16 protein-coding genes are annotated in these 18,926 nt (G+C 69.9%); 5 read left to right on the top strand and 11 right to left on the bottom strand.

The genetic code is table 11. The features are described 5' to 3' along the window. Positions 1-32: 32 nt before the first annotated feature. The 3 genes from AN215_RS19680 (at position 33) to AN215_RS19670 (ending at position 3,668) form a co-directional block, all read left to right on the top strand. Positions 33-782: a hypothetical protein gene (locus AN215_RS19680; protein ID WP_070012126.1), complete on the top strand. Its 750-nt coding sequence runs from the start codon at positions 33-35 to the stop codon at positions 780-782. A gap of 157 nt (positions 783-939) precedes the next feature. After that, positions 940-1,752, top strand: coding sequence for a thioredoxin domain-containing protein (locus AN215_RS19675; protein WP_070012014.1), 813 nt, complete (start codon positions 940-942; stop codon positions 1,750-1,752). Positions 1,753-1,973: 221 nt separating this feature from the next. Beyond that, a complete protein-coding gene (locus AN215_RS19670) occupies positions 1,974-3,668 on the top strand; it encodes an alkaline phosphatase D family protein (RefSeq protein WP_070012013.1) in 1,695 nt (564 codons plus the stop codon). A 105-nt stretch (positions 3,669-3,773) separates the two neighbouring features. On the opposite strand, the gene AN215_RS19665 is transcribed toward AN215_RS19670, so the two are convergent. Then, complete coding sequence (locus AN215_RS19665) at positions 3,774-4,349, bottom strand: dienelactone hydrolase family protein (RefSeq protein ID WP_070012012.1); 576 nt, start codon at positions 4,347-4,349, stop codon at positions 3,774-3,776. A gap of 109 nt (positions 4,350-4,458) precedes the next feature. Here AN215_RS19665 and AN215_RS19660 point away from each other — a divergent pair, with 109 nt between their 5' ends. Continuing rightward, on the top strand, positions 4,459-5,562 hold the full coding sequence (locus AN215_RS19660) for a mechanosensitive ion channel family protein (RefSeq protein WP_070012011.1): 1,104 nt from the start codon (positions 4,459-4,461) through the stop codon (positions 5,560-5,562). Positions 5,563-5,609: 47 nt separating this feature from the next. Here the strand turns inward: AN215_RS19660 and AN215_RS19655 are convergent, their stop codons facing one another. The 4 genes from AN215_RS19655 to AN215_RS19640 form a co-directional block, all read right to left on the bottom strand. Then, a complete protein-coding gene (locus tag AN215_RS19655; RefSeq protein WP_070012010.1) occupies positions 5,610-7,202 on the bottom strand; it encodes a Na+/H+ antiporter in 1,593 nt (530 codons plus the stop codon). 2 nt (positions 7,203-7,204) lie between these two features. Further along, positions 7,205-8,146, bottom strand: coding sequence for an RluA family pseudouridine synthase (locus AN215_RS19650; RefSeq protein WP_070012125.1), 942 nt, complete (start codon positions 8,144-8,146; stop codon positions 7,205-7,207). A gap of 56 nt (positions 8,147-8,202) precedes the next feature. After that, positions 8,203-8,796 carry a signal peptidase II gene (gene lspA, locus AN215_RS19645; protein WP_070012009.1) on the bottom strand — a complete coding sequence of 198 codons (594 nt, stop codon included), beginning with the start codon at positions 8,794-8,796 and terminating at the stop codon, positions 8,203-8,205. A gap of 69 nt (positions 8,797-8,865) precedes the next feature. After that, positions 8,866-9,735 carry a TraR/DksA family transcriptional regulator gene (locus tag AN215_RS19640; RefSeq protein ID WP_070012008.1) on the bottom strand — a complete coding sequence of 290 codons (870 nt, stop codon included), beginning with the start codon at positions 9,733-9,735 and terminating at the stop codon, positions 8,866-8,868. Between the two features lie 477 nt (positions 9,736-10,212). Between AN215_RS19640 and ileS the strand changes: the two genes are divergently transcribed. Beyond that, positions 10,213-13,362 carry an isoleucine--tRNA ligase gene (ileS, locus tag AN215_RS19635; protein WP_070012007.1) on the top strand — a complete coding sequence of 1,050 codons (3,150 nt, stop codon included), beginning with the start codon at positions 10,213-10,215 and terminating at the stop codon, positions 13,360-13,362. A gap of 343 nt (positions 13,363-13,705) precedes the next feature. Here ileS and AN215_RS19630 read toward each other — a convergent pair whose 3' ends face one another. The 6 genes from AN215_RS19630 to ftsZ form a co-directional block, all read right to left on the bottom strand. After that, on the bottom strand, positions 13,706-14,872 hold the full coding sequence (locus AN215_RS19630) for a DivIVA domain-containing protein (protein WP_070012006.1): 1,167 nt from the start codon (positions 14,870-14,872) through the stop codon (positions 13,706-13,708). 52 nt (positions 14,873-14,924) lie between these two features. Continuing rightward, positions 14,925-15,209: a YggT family protein gene (locus AN215_RS19625; protein ID WP_028435711.1), complete on the bottom strand. Its 285-nt coding sequence runs from the start codon at positions 15,207-15,209 to the stop codon at positions 14,925-14,927. 73 nt (positions 15,210-15,282) lie between these two features. Next, entirely contained in the window at positions 15,283-15,918 is a 636-nt protein-coding gene (locus AN215_RS19620) for a cell division protein SepF (protein ID WP_070012005.1), read from the bottom strand. A gap of 155 nt (positions 15,919-16,073) precedes the next feature. Continuing rightward, complete coding sequence (locus AN215_RS19615; RefSeq protein WP_070012004.1) at positions 16,074-16,802, bottom strand: YggS family pyridoxal phosphate-dependent enzyme; 729 nt, start codon at positions 16,800-16,802, stop codon at positions 16,074-16,076. Between the two features lie 3 nt (positions 16,803-16,805). Next, positions 16,806-17,537 carry a peptidoglycan editing factor PgeF gene (pgeF, locus tag AN215_RS19610; protein WP_070012003.1) on the bottom strand — a complete coding sequence of 244 codons (732 nt, stop codon included), beginning with the start codon at positions 17,535-17,537 and terminating at the stop codon, positions 16,806-16,808. Next, entirely contained in the window at positions 17,534-18,751 is a 1,218-nt protein-coding gene (gene ftsZ, locus AN215_RS19605) for a cell division protein FtsZ (RefSeq protein WP_070012002.1), read from the bottom strand. Before ftsZ ends, pgeF begins: the two co-directional genes overlap by 4 nt. Positions 18,752-18,926 lie beyond the last annotated feature (175 nt).

Below are 18,926 nucleotides of genomic sequence, written 5' to 3'. Positions count from 1 at the left end.
GCTTACGCCTCCGCATGGCACACTTCCCGGCGATGGACATGGATGCGGCAGGCATACGGACAGCACGGGCGGTCGTCTTCACCGTGCTGTGCGTCACCCTGTCCGCCGGGTCGCACGTGCTCCTGTCCGGAGTGCCGCTCCCCCTCGGTCCGCTGCTTGCGGTCACCGGCGTGATCTTCCTGCTGGCATTCGCCCTCGCCGACCGCGAGCGCGGATACGGGCGCATCGCCGCCGTCCTGATTCCGCTCGAGCTGCTGGCCGACACCGTCTTCACCGCCGGTCAGCACACCTGTTACGGGCAGGCGGGCGGCCCCGTCACCGGCCCGCTGCGCACCGTCGGCGTCGATCTGCTGTGCGGCGGCAGCGGCGTCGGCACCCCGCTGGCCCACCTCGCCGCGCAGAGCGGCGGGCGGGACGCCGCCGAGACGCTCTCCCAGGGCGACGGGAACGGCACGCTGGAGGCGCTCGGCCCGGTCGGGCCGCTGGAGGCCGCGCCGTCGGCCACGCCGTTCGTGCTGCTCGCGGCGCACATCGCCGTCGGGCTGCTGGCCGCCGCCTGGCTCCGGCGCGGTGAGGCCGCACTGGCCGGGCTGCTGCGCGCCGCTTCGGTGACGGCGTTCCGGCCGCTGCGGCTGGCGGTCGCCGCCGGGTGCCGTACGTGCGACTCCGGCGAGCCGGCACCGGCCCCCCGTTCGCTGCCGGTGCTGGGCCCACGCACGCTTCCCCTGCTCACCCACTCCGTGCACCGACGAGGGCCGCCGCCGCTCGTGCTCGCCGCCTGAGGTCTCGGTCCCGGGGCCCGAACAGGCGCAGCGGCACCGTGCCCCCGTGTGAACGGGCGTGAACGGGCCGCGCGAGCCGAGCCGTTGCGAGACCGTCCATCGTCGTCCCCTCGCGCACACGCACACACCGCGTACGCAGACCACGGAGAAGGAACCCATGAGCAAGCGCAACAGCCAGGAAGCCAAGCGCGCCGCCCGCGAGCGGCTGCGCGCAGAACGTGAACGGCAGGCCAAGAAGGACAAGGCGCGCCGGCAGGCGCTCGTCGGCGTCGCGGTACTCGGCGTCCTCGCCGTGGCCGGCGGCATCTTCCTCGCCGTCACCAAACTGACCGCACCCTCCGGCTGGGAGGCGGCCAAGGAGCAGAAGCTCGTCAAGCCCGCCAACTCCTCGGGCAAGGACGGCGAGTACATCCTCGTCGGCAACGAGAGCGCCAAGAAGAGCGTCGACGTCTACGAGGACCTGCGGTGCCCGGCCTGCGCCCAGTTCGAGCAGGGAGCGGGCAAGCTCCTCGTCAAGGGCGCCGAGGACGGCAAGTACAAGCTCCGGGTGCACCTCGGCGACCTGATCGACGGCAACCTCGGCGGTGAGGGCTCGAAGAACGCCATCAGCGCACTGGGCGCCGCGCTCAACGTCAGCAAGGACGCCTACCGCGACTACCACGAGAAGCTGTACTCGCCGCAGTTCCACCCGCAGGAGACCCAGGACAAGTTCGCCGAGGACGACTACCTGATCAAGGTCGCGGACACCGTGCCCGCGCTGAAGAAGGACGCCGGCTTCAAGAAGGCCGTGGAGGACGGCAAGTACGACAGGTGGGCGCTCGACATGGTCGCGGACTTCAAGAAGAGCAAGGTCAACGGCACGCCCACGATCCGCATCGACGGCAAGGACGTCGACCAGCAGCAGCTCCCGGGCGAACTGGAGAAGCTGGGCGTGAAGATCCCGGGTGGCGGCCAGCCCCAGAAGCAGTGACGGCGGCCCGGCGCCGGTGACACGGCGCCGGGGCCCCTGAGTTCCCGGGGTTCCTGAGTTCCCGGGTCACTGAGTTCCCGTGTTCGCCGGAGCGGGCGCCTGCTGTACGGCAGGCGCCCGCTCCGTGCTTGCCGTCCTGTGGCCGAACATGCCCCGACCGGCAGCTGAACTCTTGCGAGTCACCTGCCCGTTGGGGCTACTTGTGCGTAACATCAAGGTCCGTGACGAACACACATCGTGAACCTCCCACCTCAGTTCCGGCGGAGAGACCCTCATCCGGACTCCCAGGACGTCCCGGACGCCGCACCGTCGTTGCGGCCACCGCGGCCTCCGCGGCCCTGCTCCCCCTCACCGGCGGCACGGCGAACGCCCGTACCGCAGCGGCCCCCGAGTTCCTGCACGGCGTCGCCTCCGGCGACCCGCTGCCCGACGGCGTCCTGCTGTGGACGCGCGTCACGCCCGCCCCGGACGCCCTGCCCGGATCGGGCAAGGGCGGCCCCACCAGCGTCACTTGGGAAGTCGCCGAGGACGAGGCCTTCAGCAAGGTGGTCGCCCACGGCACCACCGGGACCACCGCCGCCACCGACCACACCGTCAAGGCGGACGTGCGCGGACTCGCGCCCGACACCGCCTACTGGTTCCGCTTCAGCGCCGGAGGCGTGAACTCCCCCGCCGGACGCACCCGTACGGCACCGGCCGAGGACGCCGACGCCGCCAACCTCCGCCTGGGCGTGGTCTCCTGCGCGCAGTACGAGGCCGGCTACTACGCCTCGTACAGGCATCTGGCAGGACGCGCGGATCTGCACGCGGTCCTCCATCTCGGGGACTACATCTACGAGTACGGGCACGAGGAGTACCCCCTGGAGGGCGGCGCCGTCCGCACCGTCCAGCCCGAGCACGAGACGGTCACCCTCGCCGACTACCGCGTCCGGCACGGCCACCACAAGCTCGATCCCGACCTGCAGGCCATGCACACGGCCCACCCGCTCATCGCGATCTGGGACGACCACGAGATCGCCAACGACACCTGGTCCGGCGGCGCGGAGAACCACACACCGGGCGTGGAGGGCGAGTGGGCGGACCGCCGACGGGCCGCGAAACAGGCCTACTTCGAGTGGATGCCGGTACGCACCTCCACCGAGGGCAACACCTACCGCCGCATCCGTTTCGGCCGGCTCGCCGATCTGCACCTGCTCGATCTGCGCTCGTTCCGCGATCAGCAGGCGAGCATCGGAGACGGGGACGTGATCGACGACCCCGACCGCAGCATCACGGGCCGCAAGCAGCTGGACTGGCTCAAGTCCGGGCTCTCCTCCTCGACGGCGCGCTGGCGCATGGTCGGCACCTCGGTGATGATCGCCCCGATGGCCTTCGGCTCCGTCCCGGCCCATCTCCTCGGCCCGCTCGCGGAGTTGCTCGGTATCCCGAAGGAGGGCCTGGCCCTCAACGTCGACCAGTGGGACGGCTACACCGACGACCGGCGCGAGCTGCTGACGCACCTGCGCGACCAGCGCATCGACAACACCGTCTTCCTGACCGGCGACATCCACATGGCCTTCGCCAACGAGGTCCCCGTCAAGGCGGCGACGTATCCCGAAGACGCGCCGGTGGCCACGGAGTTCGTCGTCACGTCCGTCACGTCGGACAACCTCGACGACGTCATCAACGCCGCACCCGACACCGTCTCGTCGGTGGCCGAGGCGGCCGTCAGAGCCGCCAACCGCCACGTGCGGTGGCTCGACATGGACTCGCACGGCTACGGCGTCCTCGACATCGACGCCGAGCGGGCGCAGATGGACTACTTCATCCTCTCCGACAAGGAGGACCGCGGCGCCACCAGCGAGGTCCGCCGCTCCTATCGCACCCTCTCCGGCACCCAGCGCCTGGAGAAGGCGGACGGCCCGCTGGCGCTCTGAACGCACCGGGGCGCCGACCGCACGGCGGCCGGCGCCCCGGAAGGACCGGTCCCGTGGCCCCGCCGCACTCCCGGCGGGGCCTCGGGCCGCCCCGGCCGCCGTGCGTCAGCCCACGCTGTCGAGGAACCCCAGCGCCGTGCGCCAGGTGCGCTCTGCCGCCTCCGGCTCGTGGTCGTCCAGGTCCTCGTCGGTGAAGAGGTGGCCCGCTCCCGCGTACCGGAAGATCTCGACGTCCGCCCCCGCCCGCCGCATCTGCAGATACCACGCGTTCAGCCAGTCGTCCGGCTCGAAGGCGTCCGGTTCGGCGATGTGCAGCTGTACGGGGAGATCGTCCACGGCCGCGTCCTCGGGCAGGTCCGAGGTGCCGTGCAGAAGCAGCAGCGCCCGCGCGCGGTCGTCGGCGAGGGCGAGGTTCTGGGCGATCGAACCGCCGAGGGAGAAGCCCGCGTAGACCAGGCCGCGGTCCGAGAGCGGAGCCGTGACCGTCACGGCCCGCATCAGCAGCTCGTCCCGGCCGATCTCGTCCTTCAGCACCATGCCCTCCTCCACGGTGGCGGCCGTGCGACCGTCGAAGAGGTCGGGCGTGTGCACCTCGTGCCCCGCGGCACGCAGCCGGTCCGCCGCCTTGTGCACGGCGGGTCGCAGCCCGTAGGCGGAGTGGAACAGCACGACGGTGGCCAAAGTGTCACTTCCCTCACATAGCGCCGGTGGGCCCGTTCCGGGTCGGGTCCCCGCACATGGTGGCAGGTACGGTCAGCAGTGCCCGTCAATCCCCGAGGAGTCACCCGCCATGGAGAACGTGCTACGGCCGCTCATCGTGTTCGGCGGTGCGATCGTGCTCGCGTTCGTCGTCGCCTGGGCCGTCGACCGGCTGCTGCGCCGCATCGACGCCCGCCATCCGGAGACCCCGCTGTGGGGGCTGCTGCGACGCGGGCGCGTGCCCCTGCAGGCCGTCGTGTTCGTGGCTCTGCTCAACATCTTCTACGACCACGCTGAGATCGCCCGCAGCTACCGCCCAACCGTCAACCTGTGGCTGCACATCATCCTCATCGCGGCCACCGCGTGGCTGGTCCTGAGGATCCTCGCCGGCATCGTGGAGACGACCACCGTGCGGTACGCGGGCGTGGCGCACGACCCGGCCCGCGCGAGGCGTGTGAAGACCCAGCTCACGCTGATCCAGCGGCTGGTCACCACGGTCGTGGTCGTCATCGCCGCCTCCGCCATCCTCCTCCAGTTCGACGCCATGAAGACACTGGGCACGTCGATGCTCGCCTCCGCGGGTGTGCTGGGAATCGTCGCCGGTATCGCCGCCCAGGCCACCCTGGGCAACCTCTTCGCGGGGCTTTCCATCGCCTTCGGCGACATGGTGCGCATCGGCGACGAGGTCGTCGTGGACGGGGAGTTCGGAACTGTCGACGAGATCACCGTCTCGTATCTGGTGATCCGCACATGGGACGAGCGGCGCGTGACGATGCCCGTCTCGTACTTCACCAGCAAGCCGTTCGAGAACTGGTCCCGCGGCGGCCCGCAGATGACCGGCACGGTCTTCTTCCAGCTCGACCACTCCGCCCCGGTCGCGGAGCTGCGCAAGCGGACGGAGGAGCTGGTACGGGCGAACGACTACTGGGACGGCCGCAACTGGAGCCTCGTCGTCACCGACACGACGCCCACCACGATCGAGGTGCGCGCCGCGGTCTCGGCCCGTACCTCCGACGACCTGTGGACGCTCCGCTGCGACCTGCGCGAGCAGCTGCTCGACTGGCTTCAGCGCGAGCACCCTTACGCGTTTCCCGGCATCCGCGTCTCCTCCGCGGGCAGCTCCGCCGGCGATCCCGGCGTGCACTCCAACGGGCGCGTGGAGAACAGCAACCACCGGGAGAACAGGCTCTCCTGAGCGAGCTCCACCGCTCCCCATGGCCACCGGCCCGACCGCCGGTGGCTTCAGACCCGGAAACTGCGCAGATCGAGCTGGTGCAGCACGCGGTCGCACACCTCGGGGTCGACGCCGGCCTCGCTGCGCGCGGCGATGATCTCGTGCCGGGCGGCGGACAGCAGCTCGCCGCCCAGCCGGTGGACCTTCTTCATCCGGGCCGTCCGCTTGGAGTGCGCCTCGCGCCGTTCCTCGTCCACGATGTCCGGCGAGATGCGCACGCCCACGTCGTGGGCACGCCGCAGCAGCGCCTCGGAGACCTCCTCGGGAAGGTCCTCGGCCGCCTCGATCTCCCGCAGCCGCGTCCGCGCCGCCTTCGCGCACCGCAGCGCGAGCTGCCGCTCCAACTCCCGCTCGGCGGCACTGTCCGCGCGTACGTGCAGCAGTCTGACCAGCCACGGCAGGGTCAGCCCCTGGATCACGAGCGTGGCGAGCACGACGGCGAAGGCGATGAACAGAATGGCGTCCCGCTCGGGGAAGCTCCCGCCGCCCTCGACGGTCAGCGGCACTGCGAGCGCCAGCGCCACCGATGCCACGCCCCGCATCCCGGCCCACCAGACGACGGTCGTCTCACGCCAGTTGAGCGGGATGTCCTCGTCCAGGTCCTTGCGGCGGTGCAGTCTCTTCGCCAGCCACGCCGCCGGCAGCAGCCACAGCAGACGCAGCACGACCACGGCCGCGATCACGGCGAGCGCCGCCGGGAGCAGTTCGTCCCAGCGTCCGCTCACGGGGCCGACGACCACGGCCAGTTCGAGCCCGATGAGCCCGAACGCGACTCCGGTGACGAGCGTGTCGACGATCGACCAGAAGCTCTGCCCGACCAGCCGCCCCTGCACGTCGTCCGCGTCCACGGCCCGTCCGGAGGAGAGATATAGCGCGGTCATCAGTACCGCCAGCACGCCGGAACCGTGCAGCTCCTCGGCCAGTACGTACGAGGCGAAGGGCACCAGCAGAGTCAGCCCCGTCTGCAACGTCGCGTCCCCGAGGAACCCCGAGAGCTTGTTCGCGGCCCATCCCAGCGCCAGACCGACCACGACGGCGACGACCGCGGAGAGGACCAGCTCCCCGGCGGCGGCGGGAAGCGAGAACGTCCCGGTGACGGCAGCCGCGACGGCGACGTGGTAGAGGGTGATCGCCGTGACGTCGTTGAAGAGGCCCTCGCCCTCCAGGATGGACACCAGCCGCCGCGGCAGCCCCAGCTGTCCCGCGACGGTCGTCGCGGCGACAGGGTCGGGCGGCGCGACCAGCGCGCCCAGCGCGACGGCAGCGGCTATCCCGAGCCCCGGCACCAGCGCGTGCGCCACAGCTGCGACCACCGCGGTCGTCACGAAGACCAGCGCCACCGCCAGCAGAAAGATCGGCCGCTTGTTCGCGGCGAACTGACGCCAGGACGTACGGTGCACGGCCGCGTACAGCAGCGGCGGCAGCACCAGCGGCAGGATGAACTCCGGCGGGACCTCGATGTCCGGGACGAACGGCAGCAGCGCCAGGACACCGCCCAGCAGCGTCATCAGCAGTGGTCCCGGCACGCCCAGCCGGTCACCGAGCGGGACTGTCAGAACAGCGCCGAGCAGCAAGGCGAAGAGCAGTGCGAGCTGATCCACGTCTACGTGCTCTCTCCCCGCACCAGCTCGAGCGCCCGCTGAAGATCATCCGGGTATTCGCTCTCGTACTCCGCCCACCGCCCGTCGGAGGGGTGCTCGAAGGAGAGCCGCACGGCATGCAGCCACTGCCGCTCCAGCCGCAGCCGCTTCGCGAGCGTCGGATCGGCACCGTAGGTGAGGTCGCCGACGCACGGGTGGCGGTGCGCGGACATGTGCACGCGGATCTGGTGCGTACGCCCGGTCTCCAGCTTGATGTCGAGCAGGCTGGCCGCACGGAAGGCCTCGATGAGGTCGTAGTGCGTGACGGACGGCTTGCCCTCGGCGGTGACCGCCCACTTGTAGTCGTGCTGGGGGTGCCGCCCGACCGGGGCGTCGATCGTGCCGCTCAGCGGATCCGGATGCCCCTGTACGAGCGCGTGGTACCGCTTGTCGACGGTCCGCTCCCGGAACTGCTGCTTGAGCAGCGTGTACGCGCGCTCGGACTTGGCGACGACCATCAGCCCCGACGTCCCCACGTCCAGCCGGTGCACGATCCCCTGCCGCTCGGCGGCGCCCGAGGTCGCGACCGAGTATCCGGCGGCGGCGAGCCCGCCGATCACGGTGGGGCCGCTCCAGCCCGGACTGGGGTGCGCCGCGACACCCACCGGCTTGTCGACCACGACGACGTCGGCGTCGTCATGGACGACCGTCATGCCCTCCACGGGCTCGGCCACGATCCGCGGGGGCTCGGGCGGAGGCGGCAGCTCCACCTCCAGCCACGCCCCGCCGTGCACCCGGTCGGACTTGCCCGCCTCGGCGCCGTCCAGCAACACCTTGCCGTGGGAGGCGAGTTCGGCGGCCTTCGTGCGGGAAAAGCCGAACATCCGGGCGATGGCGGCGTCGACGCGCTCGCCTTCCAGGCCGTCCGGTACGGGCAGGGTGCGGATTTCGGGGATCGTGCTCACCCGATCGAGTATGCCGGACGCCCGGGTGCTCTCCGTCACCGCGGGCTGCCGGCCGGTCAGTCCCGGTGGACCGTTCCGTCCGGATCGAGGCCGCGGAAGGAGAGGATCACGATCAGGATGCCCCCGCACACGATCGCCGAGTCCGCGAGGTTGAAGACCGCGAAGTGCGTGGGTGCGATGAAGTCCACGACGGCGCCCTGGAAGACTCCGGGCGAACGGAAGACGCGGTCGGTGAGATTCCCGAACGCACCGCCCAGCAGCAGCCCCAGCGCGATCGCCCAGGGAGCGCTGTACAACCGCCTGGCGATCCGCGCGATGACGACGATCACCACGGCGGCGATCGCCGTGAGCACGATGGTCAGGGCCTCACCGATGCCGAAGGCCGCGCCCCTGTTCCGTACGACGTCCAGCTGGAGCACCGTGCCGATCACCTGGATCGGGGCGTGCTGCTCGAGGACGGCGACCACGATCAGCTTGGTGATCAGGTCGAGCGCGTAGGCGATGGCGGCGACCGTGATCAGCACACCGATCCGCCGCCTGCCCCGTGAGGCGGTCGCTACGTCTTCCTGCACGCCCTCGCCGCGAGCTCCGTCGGCGGGCTCATCCGTGGTCCCGTCAGGAGTACCGATAGTCCGCTCCACCTCTGTCACCCGACGAGGGTACGACATGTGAGGACGGCCGACGCCCCCTTCACCCCCCTCCCGCCCCTTCTGCGACAACTAGCGCCGCTCCTGCTGCTGCTTGCACTCCACACAGAGCGTCGCCCGCGGGAACGCCTGCATCCGGGCCTTGCCGATCGGGTTGCCGCAGTTCTCGCAGAGGCCGTACGTGCCTGCGTCGAGCCGGTCGATGGCCCGTTCGGTCTGGTAGAGCATCTCGCGGGCGTTGGCCGCGAGCGCCATCTCGTGCTCGCGGGTGATGTTCTTGGTGCCGGTGTCGGCGTCGTCGTCCCCCGCACCGTCACCGGAGTCGCGCATCAGCCCGTCCAGCGCTTCCCCGGAGGCGACGAGCTCGTCACGCAGCCGCTGCGCCTCGCTCTGCAGTTCGCTGCGGGCCTCCTCCACCTCTTGCTGCGTCCACGGCTCCTCACCGGCGCGTACGGCGAGTTCGCCCGGTTCCGCCGGGGCGGCGACCGCGCGTGCTGTGGGAACCTTCTCGGCCTTCGCCACCGGAGTCTTCTTCGCCACCTTGTCGGCTCCTGTCGTCTGCTTCTTCGCCGTGGACTTACCGGCGGCGGTCTTCTTCGCCGCGGTCTTCTTCGGTGCGGCCTTCTTGGCGGCGGTCTTCTTCGCCGCCGTCTTCTTCGGTGCAGCCTTCTTGGCGGCGGTCTTCTTCGCTGCCGCCTTCTTCGCCACGCTCTTCTTCGCGGGCGCCTCCCCCTCCGCCGTCCTCCCGGCCTCCCCTGCTGTGACCTTCTGCGCCGCCTTCTTGGGGGCGGCCTTCCTTGCCGTCTTCTTGGCCGCAGTCTTCTTGGCCGTCTTCTTCGGTGCGGACTTGCCGGCCGCAGAGGTCTGCTTCTTGGCCGCGGCCTTCTTCGTGGACTTGTCAGCAGCTGCCGGGGAACTCGCGGCAGATCCTCTCGCCACCATGGCCGTGGCCCCTTCACATATTGTGATCTTGCTCGCGAAACGTGACCGGAACGATAAATCGACTCCGAACGCTCGACAACGGGGGCACGCCGGTCTCCAATCCGTTGTGCCCCGCCCGGCCCTGCGAAAACCGCCCCGCCACAGCCCGCTGAGCCCCGTACACTGGGCTCAGCGACAGGCGATGAAGGGGACGAGTAGCGTCCGTGAGCAGCCGCGAGCGACCTGGGGACGGTGTGAGCCCAGGGGTCTGCAGGACGTGAACATCACCCCGGAGCCGCCGGAAGAAAGCACCGGCCGGACCGGCGCGAGTAGAACCGGCAGCGCACCTCAAACGAGGGGGCAGTGGCACGCCCCCGGGCCTGGCGGCCCGGGGTCCGTCGACTGCCAAGGAGGGTGGTACCGCGGGCCCGCCGCCGTTCAGGCAGACGGTCTCGTCCCTCCGACGGAAGCTGAGATTGTCCGCCGGAGGAAGTTCCGATGCCGCAGTACCGCCAGGTGCCAGCCCAGGTAGACCTGCCCGCCCTCGAGCACGCCGTGCTCGACTTCTGGCGGGACCAGAAGGTCTTCGCCCGTACCCTCGAACAGTCCGAGGGGCGCCCCGAGTGGGTCTTCTACGAAGGTCCGCCCACCGCCAACGGCATGCCGGGCGCACACCACATCGAGGCCCGCGTCTTCAAGGACGTCTTCCCGCGCTTCCGCACGATGCGGGGATACCACGTGGCGCGCAAGGCCGGCTGGGACTGCCACGGCCTCCCGGTCGAGCTGGCCGTCGAGCGCGAAATGGGCTTCAACGGCAAGCAGGACATCGAGAATTACGGCATCGCGGAGTTCAACGCGCGCTGCCGGGAGTCCGTCACCAGGCACACCGACGCCTTCGCCGAGCTGACGACGCGCATGGGCTACTGGGTCGACATGGACGACGCGTACCGCACCATGGACCCGGAATACGTGCAGTCGGTCTGGTGGTCCCTGAAGCAGATCTTCGAGAAGGGCCTGCTCGTACAGGACCACCGCGTCGCTCCCTGGTGCCCGCGGTGCGGCACGGGGCTCTCGGACCACGAACTGGCCCAGGGGTACGAGACGATCGTCGACCCGTCGGTCTACGTGCGCTTCCCGCTGACGTCGGGGCCGCTCGCCGGTGAGGCGTCGCTCCTGGTGTGGACGACCACTCCCTGGACGCTGGTCTCCAACACCGCTGTGGCGGCCCACCCGGAGGTCACCTACGTCGTCGCGACGAACGGCCTGGAGAAGATCGTCGTCGCCGAGCCCCTGCTCGAAAAGGCGCTGGGCGAGGACTTCGAGGCGACCGGACAGCGCTTCACCGGCGCCGAAATGGAGCGCTGGAGCTACGAACGCCCCTTCAACATCGTGGAGATGGAGGGCGCCCACTTCGTCGTCAACGCCGACTACGTGACCACCGAGGACGGCACAGGCCTGGTCCACCAGGCCCCCGCCTTCGGTGAGGACGACATGCGCGCCTGCCGCGCCTACGGCCTGCCGGTGGTCAATCCGGTGCGTCCGGACGGCACCTTCGAGGCCGGACTGCACCTGGTGGAGGGGCAGTTCTTCAAGAAGGCCGACGAGGCCCTCGTCGCCGATCTCGACGCCCGCAACCTGCTGCTGCGTCACATGCCGTACGAGCACAGCTATCCGCACTGCTGGCGCTGCCACACGGCTCTGCTCTACTACGCCCAGCCGTCCTGGTACATCCGCACGACCCGGATCAAGGACGCGCTGCTGGAGCAGAACGAACTCACCAACTGGTATCCGGAGTCGGTCAAGCACGGCCGCTACGGCGACTGGCTCGACAACAACGTCGACTGGGCGCTCAGCCGCAACCGCTACTGGGGCACGCCGCTGCCCTTCTGGCGGTGCGGGGAAGGCCACTTGACGTGCGTCGGCTCACTCGCGGAGCTGACGCAGCTGACGGGAAGCGACCAGTCGGCGCTCGACCCCCACCGCCCGTACATCGACGAGGTCACCTTCGGCTGCCCCGCGGAGGGCTGCGCGCTGGAGGCGACGCGCGTCCCCGAAGTCATCGACGCCTGGTACGACTCGGGCTCGATGCCCTTCGCGCAGTGGGGATACCCGTACAAGAACAAGGAGCTGTTCGAGAAGCGCTACCCCGCGCAGTTCATCTCCGAGGCGATCGACCAGACCCGCGGCTGGTTCTACACGCTGATGGCCGTCGGCACGCTCGTCTTCGAGAAGTCCTCGTACGAGAACGTGGTCTGCCTCGGCCACATCCTCGCCGAGGACGGCCGCAAGATGTCCAAGCACCTGGGCAACATCCTGGAGCCGATCCCGCTGATGGATCAGCACGGGGCGGACGCGGTCCGCTGGTTCATGGCCGCCGGCGGCTCACCGTGGGCGGCACGGCGCGTGGGCCACGGCACGATCCAGGAAGTCGTACGGAAGACGCTGCTGACGTTCTGGAACACCGTGGCCTTCCAGGCCCTGTACGCCCGCACGTCCGGCTGGTCGCCGTCCGAATCGGACCCGGCCCCCGACACCAGGCCGCTGCTGGACCGCTGGCTGCTCAGCGAACTCCACGCGCTGGTCGACCAGGTGACGGTCGCCATGGAGGGCTACGACACCCAGCGCGCCGGCAAACTGCTCTCGACCTTCGTCGACGACCTGTCCAACTGGTATGTACGCCGCTCCCGGCGCCGTTTCTGGCAGGGCGACCCGGCAGCGATGCGCACCCTCCACGACACCCTGGAGACGGTGACGCGTCTGATGGCCCCCATCGTGCCGTTCGTCACCGAGCGCGTCTGGCAGGACCTGATCGTCCCGGTCACGCCCGGGGCGCCGGACTCGGTGCACCTGGCCGACTGGCCGGAGGCGGACCTGGACAAGGTCGACCCCGAGCTGTCCCAGGACATGCTTCTCGTGCGCCGCCTGGTCGAACTGGGGCGTGCGACCCGCGCCGAGTCGGGCGTCAAGACGCGCCAGCCCCTCTCCCGTGCACTCGTCGCCGCGCACGGCTTCGAGACGCTCTCGCCCGACCTGCGCAACCAGATCACCGAGGAGCTCAACGTCACCACGCTCGCCTCCCTTTCGGAGGTCGGCGGCTCACTGGTGGACACCACGGCCAAGGCCAACTTCCGTGCCCTGGGCCGCCGTTTCGGCAAGGGCACCCAGGCCGTGGCCAAGGCGATCGCCGACGCGGACGCCGCTGCCCTCTCCTCGGCCCTCCGCGAAGGCACCGCCGCGGTCGAGGTGGACGGGAAGCAGGTGCCGCTCTCACCGGAGGAAGTGATCATCACCGAGACCCCGCGCGAGGGCTGGTCCGTCGCCTCCGACTCCGGAGCCACGGTCGCCCTGGACCTGGAGATCTCGCCCGGCCTGCGCCGCGCGGGCCTCGCGCGGGACGCGATCCGCCTCATCCAGGAGGCCCGCAAGAACTCCGGCCTCGACGTCGCCGACCGCATCGCGCTGCGCTGGTCCTCGACGGACGAGGAGGTCGAGCGGGCGCTCGTGGACCACTCCGCGCTGATCTCCGAGGAAGTCCTCGCGACGGAGTTCACCCCCGCCGGTGCCGACGAGGGCACCGGGGAGCCCACCTTCGGCCCACCCTTCGAGGACGAGTCGCTCGCCCTCACCTTCCGTCTGCGCAAGGTCTGACGGAACGGCCCGCACAGGGCGCGGCGAGGCCGCGGATGCCGTCCGCACAGCGGGCGCTCCCCGGCCTCGCCGGCGTCTCGTGCACAGCGCGGCGGGACGCCGGACGGCAGGGCTGCCGGAAAAGCCTCTGAGCGTCCGGCTGACGGAGTGAGAGCCCGCGCGCGGAGCTTGGAAGGGAAGAGGCCGCCGCGCGGCCCCTGAGGGCGCCGTGTTGCTCCAACGGACAACGGCAGGCCACGGACGCCCGTCCAACGCCTCCACACATGGGCAAGGGCCGGGCCCGGAAGCGAGTGGCTTCCGGGCCCGGCCCTTGCCTTGTGCCGGCGAGTGCGCCGTCAGTCGATCAGTTGTCGTCCTCGTCGATCAGGAAGCCCCGCATCGGTGACGGAGCCTGCTGCGGCGCGGGGCCGCCCTGGGGACGTACGGGCGCCATCGGCTGCGTCATGGCCGGGGACATCTGCTGCTGTCCTCCGCCGTAGCTCGGGCCGCCCTGCGGGGGGCCGCCGTGACCGCCCATGCTGTGGCCGTTGCCCCCCATGGACTGGTGGCCACCCATGCTGCCGACTCCCGCACCGGCGGGTGCGCCCGCCATCGACGGGGACGGCGGGAGAGAAGCGGTGGCGGGCGTACGCGGCGGGGCCAGCGAGTCGTCCGCCTGGTTCTCCAGCTGACGCAGCTGGCTCTCCAGGTACGACTTCAGACGCGTGCGGTACTCCCGCTCGAAGCCGCGCAGGTCCTCGACCTTGCGCTCCAGCGTCGCCCTGGCGGACTCCAGCGAGCCCATCGCGACGCGGTGCTTCTCCTGGGCGTCCCGCTCAAGGGCGTCGGCCTTGGCGCGGGCGTCACGCTCGAGACCCTCGGCCCGGCTGCGCGCCTCACCGACGATCTTGTTCGCCTCGGAACGGGCTTCGGCAATGGCCTGGTCGGCGGTCTGCTGTGCGAGCGACAGCACACGGGCGGCGCTGTCGTTGTTCTGCCCGCCGCCACCTGGCATCTGCGGGCCACCGGGACCCATCGGGCCGCCGGGGCCGCCCTGGGGCCCACCGGGAACCATGGGACCACCGGGACCGCCCTGAGGGCCGCCGGGTCCGGCAGGAAGCTGCGGCTGCCCGCCGGGCAGCTGAGGCGGACCGCCCATGCCCTGCTGCGGGCCGTGCTGACCCGGGTGCTGCCCCGGGTGCTGGCCAGGATGCTGGCCGGGGTGCTGCCCAGGACCGCCGTGCTGACCCGGCGGCACCGGCTGCGGACCTGATATGGCGGCGGGCACGGGGCCCCCGCCTTGCCGGTCCTGCGGCTCCGGCTTGCGCATCCCGCCCTGCTGCTGGTTCTGCGCGGCGGCACGGGTCGCTGCGGCGAGCTTCGCGCGCAGGTCCTCGTTCTCGCGCAGCAGGCGCGTCAGCTCGGCTTCGACCTCATCAAGAAAGGCATCGACTTCGTCCTCGTCGTAACCTTCTCGGAGGCGGACGGTCGTGAACTGCTTGTTCCGCACGTCCTCGGGGGTCAGTGGCATCTCTTCACCTCAACGTAACTCGTCGGCATGTCGGCAAGACCATTTCGATCGTTCACAGCCTGGCCACGACGTTGATCAGGATGTAGACGATGATCATCAGTACGAAGAAGGACAGGTCGAGCGCCACGCCCCCGAAGCGCAACGGCGGGATGAACCGCCGAAGCAGCTTGAGTGGCGGATCAGTGACAGTGTAGGTCGCTTCGAGAACGACCACCATCGCCTTGCCGGGCTGCCATGAGCGGGCGAACTGGAAGACGTAGTCCATCACCAGTCGGAAGATCAACACGAGCAGGAAGCAGTACAGCGCGACTTGGACCACCTCGAGTGCGGTACTCACTGCGCTTCCCTCTCCCCTCGCCTCGTTGGGCGCTCGCGTGACCTTACGGCCCGTTCCGTTGATCCTTGCGTCTTCAGCTCTGGTTGAAGAACCCGCCCTCTGCGATGCGGGCCTTGTCCTCCGCCGTGACATCGACGTTAGCAGGAGACAGCAGGAACACCTTCTGCGTCACTCTTTCAATACTCCCGTGGAGACCGAAGACCAGACCGGCCGCGAAGTCGACAAGTCTCTTCGCGTCCGTATCATCCATCTCCGTCAAGTTCATGATCACGGGGGTACCCTCGCGGAAGTGTTCCCCGATGGTACGGGCCTCGTTGTACGTCCGGGGGTGCAACGTGGTGATCCGGTACGGCTCCCGTTCGGACACGACTTTGGGCATGATCACCGGGGCGCTCTTCTCCAGACTCTGACGTTCAGGTGTGATGGATGACACGGGGGCAATTCTCCCGGATCGTCCGTTTTCGACGATCGCAGGGGGAGACGGCTGCTCCCTCTCCCGCTGGGCGGGAGGATGCATCACGCGCACCGGCTCGGCCGGTTCGTCCTTCTGCAGGGAGTCGTGCGACTGCAGCGGCTCGTGCCGCCGGCGGTCCCTCTCGGGCTCCGGTTCGGGTTCGAACTCGTCGTCGGGATCGAAACCCGGGCCGTCGTACCCATCGTCCTCCACGAGGCCGAGGTAGACCGCCATCTTGCGCATAGCGCCGGCCATTCTCTGCGTCCTCCGCTCTGTGGTGGGCCCCCGCCTCCGATGGGGAGACCCCTGGCTCCGTCACCGGTGGCCTGGATCCCGGCGGGTCTGTCCGCCTGCTGTCTTCCAAACGGAAATGACCATATTTTGTGCCGTGGTCCGACTTGTTGGCGACGTTACCCGAGCCGGGGTCGCTCTCCGAGTACCGCACTGCCGACGCGCACATGTGTCGCCCCGGCGGCCACGGCCTCTTCGAGATCCGAGCTCATCCCTGCTGACACCATGGTTGCAGCAGGATGCCTTGTACACAGGCCGGTTGAGATTTCCCGCAGCCGTTCGAAGGCCGCGGACGGGCGTCCCGCGTAAGGCCCGGTCAGCGGCGCGACCGTCATCACCCCTGCCAGCCGCAGACCTTGGGCGGCTTCCACCGCATCGCCGAGCTTTGCCACGGACCCCGGTGCGGCACCTCCCCGCCCTCCGGCGGTTTCTGACTCCGCATCGAGTGCGACCTGGACGAGGCAGTCCAGGCGGCGGCCTTGATGTGCGGCGGCACTGCTCAGGGCGTTGACGAGCCGGGTGCGGTCGACGGAGTGGATCACGTCGGCGTAACCCGCAACGGAGCGGACCTTGTTGGTCTGCAGCTGTCCCACGAAGTGCCACGTCACAGGGGTGCCGGCGCACTCGTCTGCCTTCGCCGCCGCCTCCTGGTCCCGGTTCTCGGCGACGTGCCGCACTCCCAGCTCCGCCAACAGCCGTACGTCCCGGGCGGGATAGGTCTTCGTGACGACGATCAGAGTGACCTCGTCACGACTGCGCCCCGCCGCGGCGCAAGCGCCGCGGATGCGCTCCTCCACCCGTGCGAGGTTCTCCGCGAGTTCGGCCTGACGGGCCGTGAGGTCCGTCACGGTTCAGTTCGCCTCCAACCAGACATAGCTTGCGAGGCGACCGGTGATCTTTTCACGTCGGTACGAAAAGTGATCAGCCGACTCCATGGTGCAGACGTCGGACTGTTCCAGAGTTGTGACACCGCAGGCTTCGAGCTGTGCCCGTACACCGGCGGCCACATCGACCGACGGGGTGCCCCAACTCGTCGTGGCGTAGGCCCCGGGGACCGCCTCGGCGACGGCCGCGCGCATCTCCTCGGGCACCTCGTAGCACTCGCCGCACACTGCCGGTCCGGTACGGGCGACGATTCGCTCCGGCGCCGCCCCGCGGTCCCGCATCGTCTCGACCAACGCGGGCACCACACCGGCGACCAGGCCGGGCCGCCCGGCGTGCGCCGCGCCCGCGACGCGTGCGACGGGATCGGCCAGCAGCACGGGAGTGCAGTCGGCGGTGAGCACCGCGAGGGCGAGCGCGGGACGCTGGGTGACGATTCCGTCGAGCGGTGGCGCCTGGTCCCCGAACGGGCCGTTGACCAAAGCGACATCGCGCCCGTGCACCTGGTGCATCCAGACCACCCGGTCCGGTGCCAGTCCGAGCGAGGCGGCGGTACGGGAGCGGTTCTCCCGTACGTGCGCCGCGTCGTCGCCGACTCTGCCGCCGAGATTGAGCGACTCATACGGAGCGGCGCTCACCCCGCCCCACCTGTCGGTGAATGCGAAGTGCGCGCCGCTCGTGGAGTCGTGCGTGCCTATCACTTCAGGAAGTCCGGCACATCCAGTTCCTCGGCCTGGCTGTCCTGGTAAGGGCGGGCCGGCGGGACCGTCGGAGGCAGCGAGTCGCGGCCGGCGCCGGTCGATTCGCCCACCGGCTCGGGCTCGCTCTCGCGCGGGGTGACGCTGCCGAGGCCGCCGAACGACGGACGGTCGCCGTCGGGGTCGCCGCTGCCGAAGCCTGCCGCCGAGGACGACTCGTCCTTCGAGGTGTGCGAACCCAGCGCCTTGTCACGGTTCTTGGACGGCGGCTGTCCGCCGTCGAAGCCCGCCGCGATGACCGTCACCCTCACCTCGTCGCCGAGCGCGTCGTCGATCACGGCACCGAAGATGATGTTGGCTTCGGGATGAGCCGCCTCGCTGACCAGCTGCGCGGCCTCGTTGATCTCGAACAGGCCGAGGTCGGAGCCGCCCGAGATGGACAGCAGCACGCCTCTGGCACCGTCGATCGACGCCTCCAGCAGCGGCGAGGAGATCGCCATCTCGGCCGCGGCCACCGCGCGGTCGTCCCCACGGGCCGAACCGATGCCCATCAGAGCCGAACCCGCCTCCGACATCACGGACTTGACGTCTGCGAAGTCGAGGTTGATCAGCCCCGGGGTGGTGATGAGGTCGGTGATGCCCTGCACACCCGAAAGGAGCACCTGGTCCGCGGACTTGAACGCGTCCAGCACGCTGACCTGCCGGTCCGAGATGGACAGCAGACGGTCGTTGGGGATGACGATGAGGGTGTCGACCTCGTCGCGCAGGCCCGCGATGCCGTCCTCGGCCTGATTGGCGCGGCGGCGGCCCTCGAAGGTGAAGGGCCGGGTGACGACGCCGATCGTCAGGGCGCCCAGCGAGCGGGCGATGTTGGCGACGACGGGAGCGCCGCCGGTGCCGGTGCCACCTCCCTCGCCGGCGGTGACGAAGACCATGTCGGCCCCCTTGAGGACCTCCTCGATCTCCTCGCGGTGGTCCTCGGCGGCCTTGCGGCCCACATCGGGGTTGGCGCCTGCTCCCAGACCGCGTGTCAGTTCACGGCCCACATCGAGCTTGACATCGGCATCGCTCATCAACAGGGCCTGCGCGTCAGTGTTGATCGCGATGAACTCGACGCCCTTGAGACCGACCTCGATCATCCGGTTGATGGCGTTCACGCCACCGCCGCCAATGCCGACGACCTTGATGACTGCGAGGTAGTTCTGCGGTGCTGCCACGTCGAAGGCCTCTCGCCTCGAGTTACGTATCCCTGTCGGGCGGTCCACGTCGACCCGAACCCTAAGTGTGAAGTTTAGGGTTACCGGTGTCTGTCTTCCCTGGAGTCTTGGGAACGGACACTAAGTCGACAAGTGGTGGGTGTTCAACGAACACGCCGAACCTCCCGTTTTTCTT

The sequence above is a fragment of the Streptomyces abyssalis genome (genome assembly GCF_001751365.1).
Lineage (GTDB): Bacteria > Actinomycetota > Actinomycetes > Streptomycetales > Streptomycetaceae > Streptomyces > Streptomyces abyssalis.
This window is presented reverse-complemented; position numbering and strand designations above follow the sequence as displayed.